The following is a 20,678-nucleotide window of genomic DNA, read 5'->3' on the forward strand; positions in this document are numbered from 1 at the left end:
CGTCCGCTATTGGCCGATTGCGGCCTGTCGCTCAGTCTAACCCAATCGTTTCAACAGAGCGTTAGCCCTTGGTTGATTGTGGCGTAATTGGTAAGCGGGGTGGCGATGTTCGATGAGTTTTGGTGGATAAATTGAGTAAGGTTTCGCATTGTCCTTTTATTTTAGATTACCGCTCAGCGCTGGCGGCAGTGCATCAATCCAGTCCGCCCATTCTTGCATCATTTTTATTCTTTCTGGCATGTACTCGGCGTGGTTATAAGCGGCTTTCACTTCGTTTCGCTCTGCGTGTGCTAGTTGCCGCTCAATTACTTCTGAACGCCAGCCTAGTTCGTGAAGCATGGTGGGCCGTAGACCTGATCCCATAGGCACTCACAACCTGGTGAATCCTAAACTAGCCTTCTTACTCATGCTGCTTGGGGCGTAATTATTCTAATACGTTGTTTATTAGGTCAATAAAAATGCGGCTTTATCAGCTTCAATTAAACATAAAATTATTAGAACATTGTTTTTGTTTTTCTATTGTAATCATTGTGTTAAAAGTGTTTGAGTTGGCGAATGGGGTGCAAGGGGTCGGAGGTTCGAATCCTCTCATTCCGACCAATATAAACAATGAGTTACAGCCTTTCGGTTGTAGCTCATTTTTTATTTCAAGCTAGATGGCTTGTTTTGCTACGACTATTGCTACGACACACATTTTTAACCGATCAAGTGTGTCAAAGTCGTTTTGCACAGGAACTTCATTTTGCATGCATCTGTGGCCTTGTTGGGGATCAAGGTGACATCTACCCACTCTATTACCTTAGTAAAAGGAGTAGGTCATTTTTATGCTCACTATGTCTTGGGTTCATCTATCCCTGTAATTCGTCTAAATTGTCCTTCCACTTTCTTTTTGTAATTCACTTGTTTTTATCTTGCCTTCAATGACTGCTAAAACACCTTCAATATTCTGAGTATCAAGGTATTTGCAGGCATTAAAAATTGCAAATTGCTTTAGCTTTTGCATAAATGCTTTTGTAAATAGGGCGGGCTCATTGATTGGGGATTCCAGGTGCATGCTGATGATTTGCAGCCTTTGTTCCTGCCGGTGTGCTTTACAGTCGATGCGGCCTACAAAGTGGTTACCGTAGAGGATGGGCAGGCAGAAATAGCCGAATTTGCGTTTGGCTGCGGGCACATAGCATTCCAGCTTATAGTCGTAGCCAAATAGCTGATTTAGGCGTTTGCGGTGGATGATGGCGTTATCAAATGGCGATAGCAGGTGCACGCAGGGCGCGGCTGATAGGGGCTGCGTGAGCGCACTGGTTTCGGCGTAGGCTTTGGGAATGTTATGACTAATGGCCTGAATGTGATGGCTGGCTATTTGGGCATCCAGCAGTTCACGCATGATTTTTCTTAATGCTGGATCGGTGTGCAGATGGGTGAGTTGCTCGAATGTCACCACGCTGTGCGCGCGTAAATAGCTTTGCAGCAGATAGCCCGCATAATCGGGCAGATCAGGCTGGCGTGTATCTAAGTTGGCAGGCAGCATACGCTCCCGCAGCTCGTAGACTTTTTCCATGCCGATGCGCTGGCTGATCATCAGATCGCCTTGCAGAAACAGCTTTTCTATGGCCCGTTTACCCGGCCCCCAGTCCCACCAGCTGCCGCTTTTTCCTTTATTATTTTCCAGATTTCGTACCCGCAACGGCCCCTCATCTCTCACCCTTAGCAAGATTTCATTCATTAGGCTGGCGGGGATGTCGTGGTAATTGGCCCAAGTGCTGTTTCTGACTGCGGCCATGCGATGCTGGGCAAAACGATAATCACGCATGGGTAAGTAAGAGGCGGCATGAAACCAGTATTCGAAAATCTGGCGGTTTTCGAGCAGCTGATTCAAAAAACTGGGCTGATAATCTGGAACACGTGACCAAAGAATATGGTGATGCGCCCGTTCGATGATTGAAATCGTGTCTATTTGCACATAGCCAAGATGCTCTATTGCCGCAAGCGTAGCTGCGAGGCCATGGCCGAAATGGGTTTCAGATTGTAAGCCTTGTCGTGTTAAAGCATGCCGCCGCAATTGAATAACAAGCGATGAATCCATAGCCTCTCAATATAATTAGAACGAACGTTCTATTGATGATACTGTGAATGTATGAGCAGGCAAAGTATTTGCTCATTTTGCATAAAAAATATGTGCGGCTGGGCCGGCTGGGTTTGTTATGAAACAGTTGCCTAGCGTCGCTTGTGGTTTTTTTGCAGAGCGATGCAGTGCGCAATACTCATATTTAAACGCCACCCGCCAGGCCACTCCCTTTTACCTTGCCCCAATCCAATTCAAATTTCGCCAGATATTTTCTTAAGCGGTCTGCGTCATTGCTTTTTGCTTTTTCTTGGCGGGATATATTAAATAGTTTTCTGCCTGCATCAGATAACGAATCAGATGATTTACAGATTTGGATGACTTTTTCCAGCTGCATGCGGTCGAATAAATCGAGCTCACTAGCTTTGCCACCCAATAATTCGTCTAATTCATTAGGGGTGTGGTTGTGCCAGGCTTGCTGTAGGCGGGTGATTTCTTCGTTTACGTTTTCCTGGGTGATACGCCCGTTTTCTGCCAGCGTGGCCATGCGGGTGACAGAGGCTGATAGCTCGCGAAAATTGCCAGACCATTTTGCCTCTGGCCTGCTGGAGAATTTTAAATAGCTTTGTCTGGCTTCGGCATTAAAGCGTACTTGCTCGCCTTGCTCTTTGGCATAGCGCAGCAGTTCAAATTCCAGATTGGGCTCCAGATCTTCGCTGCGATCGGCAAGGCCGGGTAATTCGTAGAGCCATAAATTGATCCTAGCGTATAAGTCTTCTCGAAAGCGGCCTGTGGCGACCCATTGTTTTAGGTCGCGCACTGTTCCTGCAATCAGCTGAAAATCGCTACTGACTTCTTTATCGCTGCCAAAGGGGAAGAAGCGTTTTTCTTCGATGGCTTTCAGCAGCATGGCTTGCTCATCCAGCCCCAGCTCGCCAATTTCATCTAAAAAAAGTAAGCCGCCGTCGGCGCTGCGCAGCAAGCCTGCTCTCTCGTTTTGTGCGCCAGTAAATGCGCCTTTTACATGGCCAAATAAGGTAGACATGGCGCTATCGCCGCGCAGCGTGGCACAGTTTATTTCTACAAAACGCCCACTAATCTGGTGCCTGGAGGTTTTCATTTCATAAATACGGCGGGCTAAAAATGATTTGCCTGCGCCTGTAGGGCCGCTCAGCAAAATAGGCGCTTTAGATCGAATCGCTACCCTTTCGATTTGCTCAATCATGCGGTTAAAGCGTGGGTTGCGTGTGGCGATGCCTGATTTCAAAAAAGAAACGCTTTCGTCTTTTAGCTGGGCAAAGCGGCTGGCGATTTTGTTATAGCGGGATAAATCAAGATCAATCAGGGTGTAGCGGCCAGCCGGGCCTTGTTCTTTACGATCTGGCGAGGTTTGGATTAGCTTGGCGGGCAAATAGCGCGATTCAGCCAGCAAAAACCAGCAAATTTGCGCCACATGTGTGCCGGTGGTGATATGGATTAGATAGTCTTCGGCCTCGGTATTAAAGCGGTAGCCGTGGGCAAAATCATGCAGCGCGGCGTAGACCTCTTCAAAATCCCATGGATTGCTTAAGTTAATTTCAATGCCAACCACTTCAGTTTCGGGGGAAACCTGTTTGATATCTTGTTTTAGCCTTTCAAACAGGCTACGGCTGCGTAGATCGTGCAGTAGCTCTATCCGGTGGATAAGTAGCTCTTCCTGCTGGCACAGGCCAATGGTAGGGCGCCACTTTTCCCAGCGCTGGCTGCCACGGCCCACATAATCCAGCACGGTGCCAACAAAGCCAAATACCACGGTCTTTTGCATCTTTCTTATCCAAAAATATAAATGACTAGCTTAATTTATCATATTTTATCTATTTCTCGCTAAGGATGGTATGGGTAAATTGAGGTTTAATATTTTTATTTTGTATATAAATCAAATGGTTGTTGATATATTGATATGTTTTTATAGGTAGTGGCACAGCGTTTGCATAGTTAGCTAGGGCGGATAAATCTCGCAGGCAATGCTGAAAGATGCGCGGGTTTCATCCAGCCTATAGATCATACAAGGCCAACTTTAATTAAATCGCTGTGTTAAGAAAGAACGCAGCAAAAAATGAGAATAAAAAATGAGCAATTACAGCCAGATTAATGTGGAAAACGCATCGCTAATCAAGCTCTGGACCAAGGGCGTGCCGTTGGAAGATGAGGCGCGTGAGCAGCTGATTAATACCGCCAAAATGCCATTTATTTTTGAGCATCTGGCTGTGATGCCCGATGTGCATCTTGGTAAGGGATCGACCATCGGCAGCGTGATTCCTACCCGTGGGGCCATTATTCCTGCTGCGGTCGGTGTGGATATTGGTTGCGGAATGATGGCCGCCAGAACCACGCTGATGGCAGGAGATTTACCCGATAATTTGGCCGGCTTGCGCAGTGCGATTGAGGCCGCCGTGCCGCATGGTCGTACTTCAACCAGAAGCGGCCGAGATAAAGGATCGTGGGATACACCACCTGACACCGTGGATGCCATGTGGGGAGAGCTGGCTGATGGGTTTAAGCAAATTACCGATAAATATCCCCGCTTAATTAAAACCAATAATCGCAAGCATTTGGGAACACTGGGTACAGGAAACCACTTTATCGAGGTGTGTCTTGATGAGGAAAACCGAGTGTGGTTTATGTTGCACTCCGGGTCCCGTGGGGTAGGAAATGCGATTGGTACGCACTTTATCGAGCTGGCTCAGGCCGATATGCGCCAGCATATTGCCAACTTGCCGCACCGCGATCTGGCTTATTTTGAGGAAGGCAGCCAGCACTTTGATGATTATGTGGAAGCCGTGGGCTGGGCGCAGGATTTTGCCCGCCGTAACCGGGCAGTGATGATGCAAAACGTGATTGCGGCCGCGCGAAAAGTGATCAGCAAGCCCTTTCTGGCTGATGTAGAGGCGGTGAATTGCCACCATAACTATGTGCAAAAAGAAACGCACTTTGGTGCCGAGGTGCTGGTAACGCGTAAAGGGGCCGTTTCGGCACAAAAAGGCCAGCTGGGGATTATTCCGGGATCGATGGGGGCCAAAAGCTTTATTGTCCGTGGTCTTGGTAATGAAGAGGCTTTTTGCTCCTGCAGCCACGGTGCCGGGCGAATTATGAGCAGAACCAAGGCCAAAAAACTCTTTACGGTGGAAGACCAGATCAACGCTACAGCGCATGTGGAATGTCGCAAAGATGCAGAGGTGATTGATGAGATTCCCATGGCTTACAAAGATATCGACGCGGTAATGGCCGCTCAGTCTGATCTAGTAGAAATTGTGCATACCCTGCGCCAGGTGGTTTGTGTGAAGGGGTAAGCACTGGATGGGGCAATTTTATGAGGAAGTTAAAATGAAAATACTGAGCGCCCACCCGATAAAAGCCCGCGTTCGCGAGCGCATCATGGATGAATTGAGCGCGATCGAAGCAAAGCATGAGGTAAAGATATTATTTGCTTGTGAATCGGGTAGCCGGGGCTGGGGATTTGCCTCGCCCGATAGTGATTACGATGTGCGTTTTATCTATGTGCACTCATTAGACTGGTATCTCAATATTGAAAAACAGCGCGATGTGATTGAAGTGCCCATCAGCGATGAGCTGGATATCTGTGGCTGGGAGCTGCGCAAAGCACTGGGTTTGCTGGGTAAATCGAATCCCACTCTATTTGAATGGCTGGATTCGCCTGTGATTTATCGGCAGGAAGATTGGTTTTGCGATGAACTACAGGCTTTAAAGGCCGAGTATTTCTCAGCAAAAAAAGCGCGCTGGCATTATTTATCGATGGCAAAAAAGAATTTCAGAGGGTATTTGCAAGGAGATACGGTCAGAATGAAAAAGTATCTCTACGTGCTGCGCCCCCTGTTGGCCATGTTGTGGATAGATAGCCGAGCAAATATGCCTCCTATGAGATTTGCTGATTTGGCCGAGGCGATGCTTGCAGACCAGAGCGCACTGGCAGATGAAGTCAACCAGCTATTGGCGATAAAAATGAGTGCTGGCGAGGCCGAATACGGTGCTCGTTTCCCACGTATTCACGCCTTTATTGAGCAATTACTGGCGCAGGAAGTGGCAGAAACAAGCTCCCCAAGGCCGCTTGCTCAGCTTACTGCACTTGATCGCTTGCTCAGTAAAGCGGTACTTGCAGATGCTGCTTAAAACAAGAAGGAAAATAAATGATTGAGTTGGATGGGGCGGTTGGGGAAGGCGGTGGGCAGGTATTGCGGAGTGCGCTTACGCTTTCCATGATCACTGGCCAGAGCTTTAAGATTAAAAACATTCGCGCCAAGCGGCAAAAGCCGGGCTTGTTGCGTCAGCATTTAACGGCGGTGGAGGCCGCGGTGGCTATATGTGGCGCAAGTGTTGAAGGCGCGGCGGTGGGCTCGCAAAGCCTGCGCTTTATTCCCGGCCCGGTGCAGGGCGGGGATTATCGTTTTGCCATTGGCACGGCAGGCAGCTGTACCTTGGTATTGCAAACCATCTTGCCCGCGCTTTGGTTTGCAAAGCAGGCCAGCACGGTTTCGGTAAGTGGTGGCACGCATAATAAGGCGGCTCCACCTGCCGATTTCCTGATCCGCGTGTGGCAGCCGCTGCTGGCAAAGATGGGCGTGCAGCAGGATATTGTTTTAAAACGTTATGGTTTTTACCCTGCTGGTGGAGGGGAAATCACGGCCAGTGTAAAGCCTGTTTCTGCGCTGACCGCACTGCACTTAAGCAATAGAGGTGATTTGCAGCAGATAAAGGCCGAAGCACTCGTTGCGGGTGTGCCTAGCAAGGTGGCCCAGCGGGAGCTTGATCAGATTAGTTTGCGGATTGAAGGGGTGACAGGGGAGATTCATGTTCTAAGCAACGATCAGGGCCCCGGTAATGCGGTTCTGATTGAAGTGGTACATGAGCATCTTTCTGAGATTTTTACAGGTTTTGGCGAGAAGGGCACCAGTGCGGAAGCAGTAGGCAATCAGGCTGCCAGCCTAGCAAAAATCTATCTAGAAAGCCAAGGCGCGGTGGGCGAGCACCTTGGCGATCAATTACTTTTGAGCATGGCGCTTGCGGGTGAAGGCAGCTTCACCTGCACCAAAGCATCTTCCCATTTGCTGACCAATATCGGCGTAATTGAGCGTTTTTTAGCGGTTAAAATGACGCAGACGCCTTTGGAAGAGAGCATAGAAATTAGAGTTAATACTTCAATATGACAAGATCTAGCGGCCTGCAGTGCAGAGTTTAAATCGGCGACAAAAACGCCTGATTAAGCCTGACAGGCTGCTAGGTCTATTTTAAAACTGCTTGGTGAGATTAAGAATGCTGTGGGTCGATTGCTCCAGTAGCTCGATCAGCTCCGGATCCATAAATTGATAATCGTCTGGAATATCAAGCACATAAAGCGGCTTGTTGTTGAGCAAACGCGTGAATTGCGCGACAAGACGAGATTTGTGTTTTTCTTCCATCACCATAATCACATCGGCCCAGCGGATATCGTCAACCGAAACGGTGTGACGCGCATTGGGGCTGGTCCCTGCCGAGCGGGTCTGTAATTGGGGATGCTTGCGCAGGCTCTGTTCCGCCGTCGGGCTGCGCCATTGATTACGGCTGCAAATAAATAGCACTTTGCAGCGTTCTGCGGATTGCCTCATGGCTTCTTCCTGTACTAATTGTTTTTCAGTGGTGCGTGGATACTCAAAACCCAATTGTTGGGCGCGCGCTATTTTTTCCGAACGCAGATAAATATCTTTCCAGCGTTTTTCTCTAAAGCTATTGTCTTTATTGCTCATTTTTTCACCTGATTGATCTTGTTTATTTTTAAGCTTCGACGGCAGCGAAGCATGGCGCTTTGCTATCAAGAGTTAGGTGCAAAGCTAAGGGTATTGCCATGTATCAATTACAATAAAGTTGCTACATAGCAATATCAGCAAATTTATTAAGCGACGCTTTCGATAAATTGCTCACCCTTAAAAACGCGCTTTGGTCTGCCACGCTCAATTTGGTAATGCATTAAACGCCGCTCGCTGCGCTGGTTGGCGCTGGCTTCTTCGGCAAGGCAGGCCAGCCTGTGGGCGATCAGCATTTCTGCAAGGCGCTTATTGGCGTGCTGGCTGCGCTCGGTTTGCACCTTTACGCTGATGCCTGTTGCCAGATGGGTTGCCCGCACTGCGGATTCGGTTTTGTTTACATGCTGGCCGCCTGGGCCGGATGAGCGCGTGGTTTCAAAACGAATCTCCCCTGATAAATCGCGCTGGGTTTCTGTACAGCGCAAAACACCAATAAACCAGTTTTTGCGTAATTGCCGTGGGCGGTAAGGGCTGGGGCAGATCCATTGCACCGTGCCCTCCCATTGGCAGGCCAGCTCTTCAGCGCTTGCACCATCAAGGCTGAATAAAACAGAGCGATAAACACCAGCTTTATCACCTGTTTCCTGCTCTAAAATATCCAGCTTGAGTTGCCGTTGTCTGGCTTCAAATATCAGGCGGTGCAGGGCTTTGGAAACGGCCAGCTGGCATTCCAGTGGGCCTTGGGCGGCAGAGAGTTGTAATAAAATCATTCGCAGCACTCCCCGCGGGTTTTGTAAGTGAGTACCGGCCTCAGCCTTGCAATCACCTTGATCAGCCCTGCACCTTCTAGGGTTGAAATAATGTTTTCGGCGGGTTTATAGGCTTCGGGGGCTTCTTCATAAATCAGTTGCCGGTCGGCACAAATCACATGGCTGCCCAGCTTGGTGCGGCTTAGCTGGGTCACGGTATAGCGCGGGCTTAAGCGGCCTTTGCATTCGCTGCGCATCCATTTACGGCCCGCACCATGGGCCAGTGAGCAGAGACTCAGATCGCTGGCCAGCGGTAAAACCAGGTAGCTGAAATCGCCGCGTGAGCCCGGAATCACCACCGGGCCAACATCGGCCGGCGTTGCGCCTTTGCGGTGCACCCAGCCTTGCAGGCCATGCATTTGCGCGGGCAGAACCAGATTATGGTTGATATCCAGCAGTGCCTGGCCATTTGCGTTTAGCCGCGACAATATCCGCCGGGCAATCAGCCTGCGGTTTAGCATGGCAAATTGCACTGCTTGCTGATGCGCTTGCAGATACGCCGCGCAGTCTGCCGAATCAACCGCTAGTCCATGGTGGCCATGCAGATCGATATGCTGGCGCAAAATAAACTGCCCTAGGCCGCGCGAGCCGCTATGCACCAGAAGCTGAAGCTGCTGCTTATTGAGCGCCAGTGCATCCAGAAGGGGGGCGTCGTAAACCTTATCGATTGATTGCAGTTCTGCAAAATGATTGCCACCGCCTATGGTACCCAGTGCCTGTTGAAAGCCAGTTTGTGCCGCGATTGAGTTGGCCATTTCATCCTGCCACTCCTCGCCCAAAGGGCCATCAATATTGCCGAGTTTTTTCTCCAGCTTGCTGAGATTGGCTTTATGCACCGCAATATCGGTTTGCCACAAAGCCATGCCGCAGCCAATATCGCCACCAATTAAAGCCGGATAAATATAATCAGTAGAGAAAAAAGCCGCACCCACCGGATAGCCCCGGCCAGGATGCAAATCAGGCATACCGGAAACATATTGCATACCGGGAAGTTTGGCGGTGTTTTGTAATTGCTGGATCGCATCGCCTTCGATCCATGTATCTGCAGACGCGATTAAATTAACGCGCGCAGACAAATTTTGAACGTAATTGCCCATGATAAATCCATATCAAATTTTAAAGTTGATGTGGCAGGCCGAAGCCGGGTCAATGGGACTTACTGGAGGGAAGTCTTGATTAAACTAGGCGCGGACTGCGGAGAATGTAGTGGTGTTTTGCATAATGTGTTCTCCTTTAAACAGTGCGGTTGATAAAACGAATGGCCAGAATCCTACACCGGCTGCGGCGAATTGCACAAATAAATTAAGGCGGGTGTGGCAGAAAGTGTCGCTTTGGTTATTTATACTTGGAGCAGATCACCACCGCACTGGCAAGGTGCTGGTCCTGAAACAAAAGGGCCTTTTTAGGCATAAAAAAAGCCACTTAGATTTCTCTAAGTGGCTGATTTCATTGCTTTATACTGGTGGAGCCGGCGGGAGTCGAACCCGCGTCCGGAAGCACTCTATAGTGAGTTCTACATACTTAGTCATGTCATTTGGTTTTAATTCCCGACCACGCCGACCGACAGGCTTGGAGAGAACGAGTTACCTTAGATTTAACCTCTGCCCAAGTAACCCGAGCAAAAGCGATCCCATCTTAATGACTCTGCGTATCGTTTTTAGGCGACCTACCCGATGGGCCCTGTAGTGCAGAGTCTAGCGCGATTAAGCGGCTAGAGCGTAGTTATTGTCGTTTGCGACTATATAAATTCAGTGTTTTACGGGAATCTGAGACCCCGGTATGCCCTCATCCACTTTGCAACCCCCGTCGAAACCATGGCGGCCCCAATGAAGATCTCTGATTATACGCGTAAGCCTGCTCTTGCACAACGATAGCCTTTGCCTGCGCTGGATTCTGGTGAAGCTTGCTGGAGACGTTGGCTTGATTTGTTAGCAATAACAAAGGCTTATTCGGGATGTTTTGGAGTGAGGGGTTTGCGCTGCTTGGGCGATTATTTCTGTTGAAGCGGTGCTAAATCCCCCTCAGTCCCCCTTTTTTCAAAGGGGGAGGCAAGGTCAAAATCTTACAGAAATTGACTTTGCTTGAATTTTGCGTGTTTCAAGGCGGGCTAGGCCTGCTTGCCAGAGCGGTTTGTTTAGCTTGGCAGGTGTTGCAGCAGGTCCAGCGGGTGGGCGATGCGGTGGTCGGCGCCCCATTCATGGGGTTTGTCTTGGCCGCTGATATAGCCGTAATCGGCCAGTACGGTGCGCATGCCTACTTTGCGGCCTGCTTCAATATCGCGTTCTGCATCGCCTACATAGATGCAGCGGGCTGGGTCTACGCTTAGTTGGGCGGCGGCAAAGTACATGGGTTTGGCATCGGGCTTGGCCACGCCAACGGTGTCACCAGATACCACTACGCCGGGGCGGTTGGGGAAGGGGAGTTGGGCGATCAGCGGGTCGGTATAGCGGGCTGGTTTATTGGTGACGATGCCCCATTGCATGCCACGGGCGGTAATTTTTTCGATCAGGGCATGAATGCCTTCAAACAAGGCGGTTTCTTCGCAGAGGCCGGCTTCGTACAGGGCCAGAAAACGCTCACGCAGCGCAGCAAACTGCTGGTCTTGCGGAATAACACCAAAGCCCAGCTCGATCAGGCCGCGTGCGCCGTGGGAGGCCAGTGGGCGGATGGCGGAGTAAGGCTGCGGTTTGCGGCCTTCTTCGGCCAGCAGGCGGTTGAGTGCTGCACCTAAATCAGGTGCGGTATCTGCCAGCGTGCCGTCAAGATCGAACAGGACTGCGGTAATCATGGTGTTTTCCTTGTGAGGTTAAATGAATGGTCTGTTTTGATTTAAGGGGCTTTCCTTGTGGCAATCAGGTAGTTCACGGCCGCATCGTCGTCCAGCTTATAGATTTTGGTGAGCGGGTTATAGCTCAAGCCGCTGAGCGATACGGTTTCGATGTCGGCATTGCGGGTCATGCGGGCGAGCTCAGATGGCTTGATAAATTTGGCGTAGTCGTGCGTGCCGCGTGGCAGCATGCCCAGCACGTATTCAGCGCCCACCACGGCCAGCATATAGCTTTTGGCGTTGCGGTTGAGAGTAGAAAAGAACACCCAGCCGCCCGGTTTAACCAAGCGGGCGCAGGCAGCTACCACACTGGCGGGGCTTGGCACGTGCTCTAGCATTTCCATGCAGGTAACGATGTCATAGCTTTCTGGCGCTTCTGTAGCTAGTTGCTCTACCGGCACACAGCGGTAATCGACTTCCAGTTTGGATTCAAATAAATGCAGTTTGGCGACTTTTAGCGACTTTTCTGCCAGATCAATGCCGGTTACTTGTGCACCTTGGCGGGCCAAGCCTTCGGCCAGAATGCCGCCGCCGCAGCCTACATCGAGAACTTTTTTGCCGGCCAAGTCTACGTGCTTTTGCATAAAATCGATGCGCAGCGGATTGATCTCGTGCAGGGGTTTGAATTCGCTCTCGGTATCCCACCATTTATGGGCAAGAGCAGAGAATTTGGCGATCTCGGAAGGGTCGACATTAATAGGTGCTTCAGTCATTCGGTTTCCTTAGTCTTAGAGCTAATGCGTTGTTGCCAGCGCCGGGCGCGGTTAAGCGTTTCGCGGGCATGAAGGCTGAAATGCTGCCCTTCCTGATAAACACAGCGGCCAGCAATCCATACGTGGCTGACTTGTGAGCGATCAGCGGCATATACAATTTGTGATAGCGGATCATATAAGGGCTGAGTGTGGGCGGCAGATAAATCAATGGCAATCAGATCTGCTTGTTTCCCTGCTTTAATGCTGCCTATTTTATCATCGAGGCGCATGGCTTTGGCACCGTTTATGGTGGCCATTTCTAAGGCTTGCCACGCAGGGATGGCATGTGCGTCGCTTGCTTCGGCTTTTGCAAGCAGGGCTGCAAGGCGCATTTCGGCCAACAGATCGATTTTATTATTGCTGGCCGCGCCATCTGTGCCAATGCCGACATTGATGCCAGCCTGCTGCATGGCATGAACGCGGGCAATGCCAGAGGCCAGCTTTAAATTGCTGGCTGGATTGTGGGCAATACTGACGCCATATTTAGCCAGCAGAGCGATTTCTGGATCGCTGGTATGCACCATGTGTGCTGCAACTAAGTTTGATCCTAAAAAACCCAGAGCGGCGAGCCGCTCCAGAGGCCGAACGCCGTATTGTTTCAGGCTGTTTGTGATTTCATCCTGAGTTTCATGGATATGGCAATGCAAGCCCAGATCAAATTCATCGGCAAGGGTAATTACTTTGCTGAAGGTTTGGTCACTCACCGTATAAGGGGCGTGCGGAGCCAGGGTAAAGTGGACTAATGGCTCTCCGCTGAATTCAGAGCGCGAGTTAAGCGCCTTTTTAATATAACTATCTGCATCAGAGGCATAGGGCGTGGGGAATTCTAAAATAGAGCAGCCTATCCCCATTCGGAATCCGCTGGAAACCGCCGCGCGTGCCACGGCGCTGTGCTCAAAATACATATCATTGCTGCACGTTGTGCCACCGGCAATCATTTCCATAATGGCGAGCGTTGTGCCATCACAAACAAAATCATCGCTGACATGTGCTGTTTCTGCTGGCCAGATATGCTTATTCAGCCAGGTCATCAGGGCTAAATCGTCGGCATAGCCGCGTAATAAGCTCATTGCAGAATGGGTATGCGTATTAATAAAGCCGGGGAGGAGGGCGTGTTCGGGCAGCTGGATTTCTTGGGCTGCCGGGTAGTGGCTGCGCGCTGAAGTGAGCGGCATGATCTGGATAATTGTGTCTCGATCAACGATGATGGCGTGATTCGTTAATACCTGAGCCCGGGGTTCAATTGGAATAAGCCAGCGGGGTGCAATAATCTGCATGGAATCGTCTCGAATTAAGCGATAAAAATAGCAGGGCCTGTTTTTATTTAATGGGCATAAATAGAATGATTGAAATTGTTTTGTGCTTTGATTGTAAAGGCAGAATTGATCTGATTATGATCTTTTAATGCCAGAGGAATGATTTGATTCTGGCCTTCATTTTTGAGCTGTATTGAATGCGGGAAGGGAAAAACAAAAAGCCGGCCTTGCGGCCGGCTTTTTTAAAGCGATGCTACTGACTAATTACTTAGCAGCAGATGCTTCGGAAGCAGCAGCTTCGGAAGCAACAGGAGCTGCTTCAACAACAGCTGAAGCTGCTTCAACAACAGCTGATGCTGCTTCAACAACAGCAGATGCTGCTTCAACAGGAGCTTCATCTTTCTTGCCGCAAGCGGACAGAGCAACAGCGATCAGAGCAGCAACTAGCAGGGACTTTTTCATTATGAACTTACCTTTGACAGAGACGAATGGGACAAACGAAATTAAATAGGTGCAATCAACCGTGGATCGATGCTGAAAAACTGCAATCATTCAGTGACCGACCGACAGCGCAAATAATATCACGTTTTATTTGAAAGAACAGTCCAACACATTATGAATACCGCTATTTAGGCAAGAATTCTGCAACGCCATGTAACAACATGTTAAATACCTATAAATATATGCGTTGCCATTCATTACTTGGGCTTGATTGCTCCCAAAGCGCATTAAATTGTTGTTGCATCATCGCAACAATATGAGGCTCTGTTGTGATTTCTCCGCGCGCCCAATCAAAATGATAGCGGTGTAATAAGCAGGTTTTATCCGCCAGAATAAAGCCCTTTTGCCAGCTGGAGCAAGATTCATAGGCAAGACGCAATTCAATTTTCGAAGGAAATTTTTCTGTCAATTGTAAAAATTTCGGACATCTGTGGCTAAGGTATTGAGTATCAAAAGTAATCAGCCGCAGATGCCCCGCTGGTTGAGATGTAAAAAATGCCCATAAAGCATCAAAAACGGCTTTGCTGCCCAGATCACAGTGTGAAAAGTTGCGCTCGCAAAGGAGTAATTCATGTTGCGCCGAAGCCAATAATTGCGCCACAGCGGCCGGGTAAGCCGCATAGGCATCAAAAGTTTGGGCTTCAGGAAAGCTGCAAGTAGCCATATTCGTAGCATTCATAAAGAATTGTGATCAGGCTTTCAGGGTAATTTGCCGCAGGCAATTTGCGCTGATCAGCCAGTTTTTGCAGCCAAGGTAGCGCTTCAGGCTCAAATTCCAGCGCTTCGCCATTGGCATAAACCCGCTCAGATTCATAAAGCATCAGTGCTTTGGCATCGATTTTAATGCCGCCCGCTGCCACTGCTGCGGCAAATTCATCCAAATCCAGTGGCTCATCCGGCTGATCATAAAATACATGAGGCTTAGGCTCGGTGAAATAACTGCCTACAAAACGCCGGATGGTTTCGTCGTTCCATGTGATGTTTTTCAGCATTTCACCGATTTGCCCGACAAATTCGTTATCGATTTCTGCGGGTTTATGGGTGGGCTGGCGCTGCGGGTCACTATACATTCCTTCAAGGCACAACTCATCTTGCAGAAACTCTAAAAATTTACCGGCGATTTCTTGGGTTTTGGGTGCTCTGAAGCCGATGGAGTAAGTCATCCCGGGCTCTATAGCCACGCCGTAATGGGCGTACATCGGCGGTAAATACAGCATATCGCCGTGTTCCAGCACCCACTCCTGCTCGGGATGAAACTCTTTTAATACCCGGATTGGGGCGTCTTCAATAAAGCCGCTGGCGTCGTCGCTTGAAATTTGCCAGCGTTTCTTTCCGCCCACTTGCAGTAGAAATACATCGTAAGAATCGTAGTGCGGGCCAACCGTGCCGCCGGGCGGCGCGTAAGAAATCATCAGGTCATCCAGTCTGGTGTAAGGAAGGAAGTTAAATTGATAGAGTAAATCTTCAATATGCGGAACCAGATGGTTCACATTCCCTACTAATACGGTCCAGTCTGTTTCTGGCAGGCGGCTGAAGCGGGATGCTCTGAAAGGGCCTGATTCGGCTTTCCAGCGGCCCTCTTTATATTCAATCAGTCTTGATTCCACATCGCTCTGTTGGGCAAGGTCGGTGAGGCGTGCGTAATCAATCAGCTCGGGAAAATTGCTCCAGGCATTGCGGATGAGTAATGGTTTTTTTTGCCAGTAATCTCTTAAAAATTCTTCCGGACTGAGTCCGCCTAAAAGTTGCATTTTTTTGCTCTATAACAGAATGGATTACAACAATTATCGCATGGAGAACACATGCTGAACGCTGGAGATAGAGCGCCAGATTTTATTTTGTCTGATGCTCAGATGGAAAATGTGCAATTAGCGCAGTTTCGGGGCAAATCTCACCTTGTGTTGTACTTTTTTAATAAAGATCACACGCCCGGTGGTATTACCGAGGCGGTTGAGTTTAGTGATCGTGTCGCAGCATTTCGGCAATATGACACAGTTATCCTTGGTGTCAGCATGGATGATTGCTTGTCGCACGAGCAATTTCAAGACGAGCAGGGCATAGAATTCGACTTATTGGCCGATACAACAGGCGAAGTAAGCCGGCTCTATCACGCTCTGCATGAGTGGGAGGCACATGGCGTGGTAAGATACGGCATAGACCGTTCCACGTTTGTAATCGATAAGGACGGCGTGATCCGCCATGCGTTTTATCACGTTGTCCCGAAGGGCCATGCGGCGGAAATTCTTAAACTCGTGAAACAGCTAGGGTGAACCCATGCAAATTGCAAAAAATACCGTTGTAACCTTACATTATGAAATGTTTGATGCCTCAGGCAAGCAAATCGACAAAACCGAAGAGCCGATTGCTTACCTGCACGGAGGTTACGACAATGTCTTGCCTCTGGTAGAAGAAGCACTTGAAGGTAAAAACGTGGGTGACAGCATTGATGTGACTATGGAAGCAGAAGACGCTTTCGGCGAACACGATGCAGATTTAGTACGTGAAGAAGAAAAATCTTCGTTCCCTATGGAAGTTGAAGCCGGCATGATGTTTGAAGCCGATGATCCTGAAACAGGCGAAGTATTGTTATTCCGTGTTACAGAAATCGAAGGCAATCGCGTTGTAGTGGATGCTAATCACCCATTTGCCGGCATGACTATTCGTTTTGTTGGTACCGTTTCAGATGTTCGTGAAGCGACTGAAGAAGAGCTGGAGCACGGTCATGTGCACGGCGAGCACGGCCATCATCACTAAGATGATTTTGGTTTGATCGAAGAGAAAGCGGGCTCAGGCTCGCTTTTTTTTGTGCTCCCAAAACGGACGTCATTCAGGTTTTGACAAGAAAAACCGTTTTGAGTGGGGGATTTACAGAGTGTAAATATTACACTTTTGTAAATGTCATATTTCTGAGGTATGGTTTTTTTGCAATGAAATGTCATTTATTTGCCATTTTTCGAAAGAAAATAAGGCCGTCTTGGTGACAGAGCTGTAGTTGAAATATTTTATTAGCATAGATGTAACAAATATTTAAGAAAACAGGCTTACCTTGCGCTCTTCCTCTCTGGGAGCGTCAAATTGAAACGCCTTCTTATTACAGGCCTGATGGCCAGTGCATTTTCTGCTGCTGTTGCCGCGCCTGTGGCACCTAAAAACGTTATTTTCTTTCTTGGCGATGGCATGGGTTTAACGACCATGACCGCTGCGCGCATCTATGCCGTGGGCGAAGAGGGTGATCTCACGATGGATACCCTGCCAGAAACGGCCTTTATCAAAACATATTCAAATGATGCGCAAGTCACGGACTCTGCCCCGTCGATGTCTGCCTATATGACAGGCGTAAAGATGAATAATGAAGTCATCTCTATGAGCCCAGATACCAAGGCATCCGATGCGGCAGGCAATGCTTACCTGAGCGGCGCTGACAGCCGCTGCCCTAGCGACAATGGCAAGCCGGTTCGCACCCTGCTTGAGATAGCCAAAGCGGCTGGCCTTGCAACGGGTGTGGTCACCACCACCCGCGTTACTCATGCCACACCGGCAGCAAGCTACGCCCATATTTGCCACCGCGATGCAGAAAACGATATTGCTGCCCAGTTTGTGCCGGGAGGCAAGGGTTATAACGTGGCCTTACAGGATGGCGTGGATATTTTAATGGGCGGTGGCAGGCAGTTTTTCACCCCTGCCAGTGCTAAGGGTAAACGCACGGATGATCGTGATCTGCTTGCAGAATTAAAGGCCAAGGGCTACAGCTTTGCCACAAATCGTGCAGAGTTTGATGGCTTGGATGCAGCAAAGACCGCTAAGTTTGTCGGCTTATTTACAGCCAGCCATATGAGCTACGATCTGGACCGCGATCCTGCTAAAGAGCCAAGCCTTGCAGAAATGACAGTCAAGGCTTTGCAAGGATTAAAGAAAAACAGCAAGGGCCTGTTTCTGATGGTGGAAGGCGGCCGTATTGATCACGCTTTGCATGAAACAACGGCCAAAAAAGCGCTGCAGGATACCGTTGCATTTGATGATGCAATTAAAGCCGCGATCACTGAAGTTAAAAAAACGGATCCAGAGCTTAAAAACACTCTGATCGTGGTCACGGCAGATCATGACCATACTCTGGTGCTGAATGGCTATGCCAAGCGTACGGGCAAATCGACAGCCACAAACCCCGGCGTATTGGGTCTCGTAAAAGATGTGGTGGGCAATAAGGCTTCATTAGATGCAGAGGGCATGCCTTACACCATTATTGGTTTTGGTAATGGTGAAAACCGCACTCAGGGCGAGCGTAAAAGCTTCGCTGCATTAGATGACAGCACGGTGTTTGCAAATACCTATCACCAAGAAGCGGCGATTCGCAGAAATGCCGGTGATGAAACCCACGGCGGCACCAATGTTTTTCTGGGCGCGATGGGCAAGGGGAGTGAGCGGTTCTTTGGTGTGATGGATAACACCCATGTATTTAAACTCATTCGCGAAGCTGCCGGCCTGTAAGCCTGCCCCTGCACAGATTAAGGAATTATCATCATGATGAAAAAATCACTCCTCGCAACGGCCTGCCTGCTGGCTTTTGCACAGGGCGCACAGGCTGCAGCCAAGAATGTTATTTTCTTTTTAGGCGATGGCATGGGGCCGGCAACGGTTACGGCGGCACGTATTTATAAGTACCAGGAAGAAGGTGCTTTAAATATGGAGAAGCTGCAAAACGGCCAGTCCCGCACGGCCCGCATCAAAACCTATTCTAACGACGCCCAGACAACGGATTCCGCGCCCTCAATGGCTGCCTATATGACCGGCGTAAAAATGAATAACGAAGTCATTTCGATGAGCCCGGAAACACAGGCCATCGATGCAAATGGCAATGCTTATCTGAGTGGTGCTGATCATAAGGGCTTCGACAGTATCTGCCCGGCAGATAATGGCAAGGCCGTTGATACCATTTTAGAAATCGCAAAAGCTAAGGGTAAGGGCGTGGGGTCGATTACCTCCACCCGTATTACCCATGCCACACCCGCTACAACCTATGCCCATGTTTGCCATCGCGATGCAGAAAACACGATTGCGATGCAAGCCGTGCCAGGCGGTGAGGGCTACAACAGCAAGCTGGGTGCAGATGGCTTGGATGTGTTGATGGGGGGCGGCAGAAAGCACTTTTTACCTGCCTCCGTTAAAAGCGGTGTACGTACCGATGGCCGCGATTTAGTCGCAGAAATGAAAGCCAAGGGTTATCGCTATGCTAGTACCGGCAGCGAGCTGGCAGCGCTGGATGCCCGCACAACGGATAAGTTGTTTGGCCTGTTCAGCGCCAGCCATATGGATTACGAGTTAGATCGGGTTAAAAAAAATCTGGATCAGCCCAGCCTTAGTCAAATGACCAGCAAGGCTATTGAAGTTCTGGCCAAAAAACCAGCTGGTTTCTTTTTGATGGTAGAGGGCGGGCGTATTGATCATGCCTTGCACGGCAATAATGCAAAGCGCGTGATGGAAGACACCATTGCCTTTGATGATGCAATCAAAACCGCTCTGGATGATATGCAAAAGCGCGATCCGGGCTTAAAAAATACCCTGATTGTGGTGACTGCGGATCACGACCATACGCTGACGATTAATGGCTATGGTAAGCGGGGCAGCAATATTCTGGGCACGGTTAAAAACTATAAAGATGGCTCCGAAGCCAAAGACGCGGATGGCATGAATTACACCACCCTGGTGTTTGGTAATAGCTCAAACCGCAAGCCTGTTCGCACCATGCTGACAGAGGCCGAAGTGCTGGCCGATGATTATCAGCAAGAAGGGGGTGTGCGGGTGAAAGATCAGTCAGAAACACATGGTGGTGGCGATGTCATGCTGTTTTCGGCGGGTGCGGGGTCTGGCGTATTTAAGGGCACCATGGTCAATACCAAAGTCTTTGATTTAGTGAAGCAGGCATTCGGCTTTTAATAGTGAGTTATTAAAAACAGGTCAGTGTGGTGCTGGCCTGTTTTTGTAAGGAATTTATACTGTGAAACACTTTTTCAGCGCTTTGATTTTTGCCGCAGCCACATTCAGCGCCCATGTCGCAGCCAGCCCTGATATCACTGCACTGGTGACGTATGAAACACGGATGGTGAGCACCGAAGGCGTGACTAAAACAACCCGTTTTCAAGAAACATGGCTGCGCACTCCCCGCCGCATCTGGAGTGAGCGGCTGGTGCCTCAAAACGCACAGGCTGAAACACGCGGGCAGGAGAACAATCCCAAGGGGCATGAGGGCCACAGCCATAGTATTAATTTTGCGCTGGCAGGCAAATTGGTTGAGCTGGGGGATAAGGGCGAAGTAAAGCTTCATTTTATTGATCGTAAAATGCGGCAAGTGATTGAAATGGGCACTACAGATTTTCGTGAAATGGGCTTTGATGGTCAGTGGGAAAGTGCCGCTTATATGCTGGACAGGCAGCAGCTAAAAACCATGGATAAGCGCGGCATTCCTGCTGCCGCAGGCGAAGTGTGGCTCGAAACCCGTAAAAACGGCATGTATACCCTGGTGCTGTGGTCAGAAAAACTACAACTGCCACGGCTGATAGAAACTGGTAAAGAAGATGGCGGCAGCTGGAGCCGCATTACCGTAGAGCCGCAAGCCATGCCAAAAGAAATGCCATGGCCCGATACAGCAGGCTACAGACAAAGAGACTATATGGATTTGCTGGATTAAACCGGTCTTGCCTGT

The 20,678-nt window shown here is 49.4% G+C and carries 20 protein-coding genes and 1 other RNA gene; 8 read left to right on the top strand and 13 right to left on the bottom strand.

Annotated elements, in window-relative coordinates; genetic code table 11:
- Window positions 1-156: 156 nt before the first annotated feature.
- The 3 genes from DYD62_RS01715 to rtcR form a co-directional block, all read right to left on the bottom strand.
- On the bottom strand, window positions 157-339 hold the full coding sequence (locus DYD62_RS01715; RefSeq protein ID WP_207916271.1) for a hypothetical protein: 183 nt from the start codon (window positions 337-339) through the stop codon (window positions 157-159).
- Window positions 340-865: 526 nt separating this feature from the next.
- Complete coding sequence (locus tag DYD62_RS01720) at window positions 866-2,083, bottom strand: winged helix-turn-helix domain-containing protein (RefSeq protein ID WP_115225782.1); 1,218 nt, start codon at window positions 2,081-2,083, stop codon at window positions 866-868.
- Between the two features lie 184 nt (window positions 2,084-2,267).
- The gene (gene rtcR / locus DYD62_RS01725) at window positions 2,268-3,866 is read right to left on the bottom strand and encodes an RNA repair transcriptional activator RtcR (RefSeq protein ID WP_115225783.1); all 1,599 of its coding nucleotides are present in this window, start codon (window positions 3,864-3,866) and stop codon (window positions 2,268-2,270) included.
- Window positions 3,867-4,170: 304 nt separating this feature from the next.
- Between rtcR and DYD62_RS01730 the strand changes: the two genes are divergently transcribed.
- Genes DYD62_RS01730 through rtcA form a run of 3 tightly spaced genes read left to right on the top strand, consistent with a single transcriptional unit; the run spans window position 4,171 to window position 7,263 of the window.
- Window positions 4,171-5,391, top strand: coding sequence for an RtcB family protein (locus DYD62_RS01730; RefSeq protein ID WP_115225784.1), 1,221 nt, complete (start codon window positions 4,171-4,173; stop codon window positions 5,389-5,391).
- Window positions 5,392-5,425: 34 nt separating this feature from the next.
- Window positions 5,426-6,229 (top strand): nucleotidyltransferase domain-containing protein, encoded by an 804-nt coding sequence (locus DYD62_RS01735; RefSeq protein ID WP_115228172.1) that lies wholly within the window; start codon window positions 5,426-5,428, stop codon window positions 6,227-6,229.
- A 17-nt stretch (window positions 6,230-6,246) separates the two neighbouring features.
- Window positions 6,247-7,263: an RNA 3'-terminal phosphate cyclase gene (rtcA, locus tag DYD62_RS01740; RefSeq protein WP_115225785.1), complete on the top strand. Its 1,017-nt coding sequence runs from the start codon at window positions 6,247-6,249 to the stop codon at window positions 7,261-7,263.
- A gap of 81 nt (window positions 7,264-7,344) precedes the next feature.
- On the opposite strand, the gene DYD62_RS01745 is transcribed toward rtcA, so the two are convergent.
- The 10 genes from DYD62_RS01745 to DYD62_RS01790 all read right to left on the bottom strand — a co-directional run bounded on the left by DYD62_RS01745 (window position 7,345) and on the right by DYD62_RS01790 (window position 15,732).
- A complete protein-coding gene (locus DYD62_RS01745; protein ID WP_373280360.1) occupies window positions 7,345-7,839 on the bottom strand; it encodes a low molecular weight protein tyrosine phosphatase family protein in 495 nt (164 codons plus the stop codon).
- 146 nt (window positions 7,840-7,985) lie between these two features.
- Window positions 7,986-8,606: a peptide chain release factor H gene (prfH, locus tag DYD62_RS01750; protein WP_115225786.1), complete on the bottom strand. Its 621-nt coding sequence runs from the start codon at window positions 8,604-8,606 to the stop codon at window positions 7,986-7,988.
- Window positions 8,603-9,742 carry an RNA ligase RtcB family protein gene (locus DYD62_RS01755; protein WP_115225787.1) on the bottom strand — a complete coding sequence of 380 codons (1,140 nt, stop codon included), beginning with the start codon at window positions 9,740-9,742 and terminating at the stop codon, window positions 8,603-8,605. The genes prfH and DYD62_RS01755 overlap by 4 nt, the downstream gene beginning before the upstream one ends.
- 363 nt (window positions 9,743-10,105) lie before the next feature.
- Window positions 10,106-10,470: a transfer-messenger RNA gene (ssrA, locus tag DYD62_RS01760) on the bottom strand.
- Window positions 10,471-10,779: 309 nt separating this feature from the next.
- Window positions 10,780-11,433: an HAD family hydrolase gene (locus DYD62_RS01765; protein ID WP_115225788.1), complete on the bottom strand. Its 654-nt coding sequence runs from the start codon at window positions 11,431-11,433 to the stop codon at window positions 10,780-10,782.
- 41 nt (window positions 11,434-11,474) lie between these two features.
- Window positions 11,475-12,185: a bifunctional 2-polyprenyl-6-hydroxyphenol methylase/3-demethylubiquinol 3-O-methyltransferase UbiG gene (gene ubiG, locus DYD62_RS01770; RefSeq protein ID WP_115225789.1), complete on the bottom strand. Its 711-nt coding sequence runs from the start codon at window positions 12,183-12,185 to the stop codon at window positions 11,475-11,477.
- Window positions 12,182-13,501, bottom strand: coding sequence for a TRZ/ATZ family hydrolase (locus DYD62_RS01775; RefSeq protein ID WP_115225790.1), 1,320 nt, complete (start codon window positions 13,499-13,501; stop codon window positions 12,182-12,184). The genes ubiG and DYD62_RS01775 overlap by 4 nt, the downstream gene beginning before the upstream one ends.
- Window positions 13,502-13,744: 243 nt before the next feature.
- Entirely contained in the window at window positions 13,745-13,942 is a 198-nt protein-coding gene (locus tag DYD62_RS01780; RefSeq protein WP_115225791.1) for a hypothetical protein, read from the bottom strand.
- 211 nt (window positions 13,943-14,153) lie between these two features.
- Window positions 14,154-14,645 (bottom strand): DUF7931 domain-containing protein, encoded by a 492-nt coding sequence (locus DYD62_RS01785; RefSeq protein WP_115225792.1) that lies wholly within the window; start codon window positions 14,643-14,645, stop codon window positions 14,154-14,156.
- Window positions 14,623-15,732 carry a ribosomal protein uL16 3-hydroxylase gene (locus DYD62_RS01790; RefSeq protein WP_115225793.1) on the bottom strand — a complete coding sequence of 370 codons (1,110 nt, stop codon included), beginning with the start codon at window positions 15,730-15,732 and terminating at the stop codon, window positions 14,623-14,625. Before DYD62_RS01790 ends, DYD62_RS01785 begins: the two co-directional genes overlap by 23 nt.
- A gap of 51 nt (window positions 15,733-15,783) precedes the next feature.
- On the opposite strand from DYD62_RS01790, the gene DYD62_RS01795 reads away from it, so the two are divergent.
- The 5 genes from DYD62_RS01795 to DYD62_RS01815 all read left to right on the top strand — a co-directional run bounded on the left by DYD62_RS01795 (window position 15,784) and on the right by DYD62_RS01815 (window position 20,663).
- Window positions 15,784-16,251 (top strand): peroxiredoxin, encoded by a 468-nt coding sequence (locus DYD62_RS01795; RefSeq protein WP_115225794.1) that lies wholly within the window; start codon window positions 15,784-15,786, stop codon window positions 16,249-16,251.
- A gap of 4 nt (window positions 16,252-16,255) precedes the next feature.
- Complete coding sequence (locus DYD62_RS01800) at window positions 16,256-16,735, top strand: FKBP-type peptidyl-prolyl cis-trans isomerase (RefSeq protein ID WP_099399779.1); 480 nt, start codon at window positions 16,256-16,258, stop codon at window positions 16,733-16,735.
- A 321-nt stretch (window positions 16,736-17,056) separates the two neighbouring features.
- Window positions 17,057-18,466 (top strand): alkaline phosphatase, encoded by a 1,410-nt coding sequence (locus DYD62_RS01805; protein WP_233702857.1) that lies wholly within the window; start codon window positions 17,057-17,059, stop codon window positions 18,464-18,466.
- Between the two features lie 33 nt (window positions 18,467-18,499).
- A complete protein-coding gene (locus DYD62_RS01810) occupies window positions 18,500-19,912 on the top strand; it encodes an alkaline phosphatase (protein WP_115225795.1) in 1,413 nt (470 codons plus the stop codon).
- A 61-nt stretch (window positions 19,913-19,973) separates the two neighbouring features.
- Window positions 19,974-20,663 carry a hypothetical protein gene (locus DYD62_RS01815; RefSeq protein WP_115225796.1) on the top strand — a complete coding sequence of 230 codons (690 nt, stop codon included), beginning with the start codon at window positions 19,974-19,976 and terminating at the stop codon, window positions 20,661-20,663.
- The last annotated feature ends 15 nt before the right edge of the window (window positions 20,664-20,678 follow it).

Origin of the sequence: Iodobacter fluviatilis (assembly GCF_900451195.1) — a bacterium.
In the GTDB taxonomy this organism is placed as follows: domain Bacteria; phylum Pseudomonadota; class Gammaproteobacteria; order Burkholderiales; family Chitinibacteraceae; genus Iodobacter; species Iodobacter fluviatilis.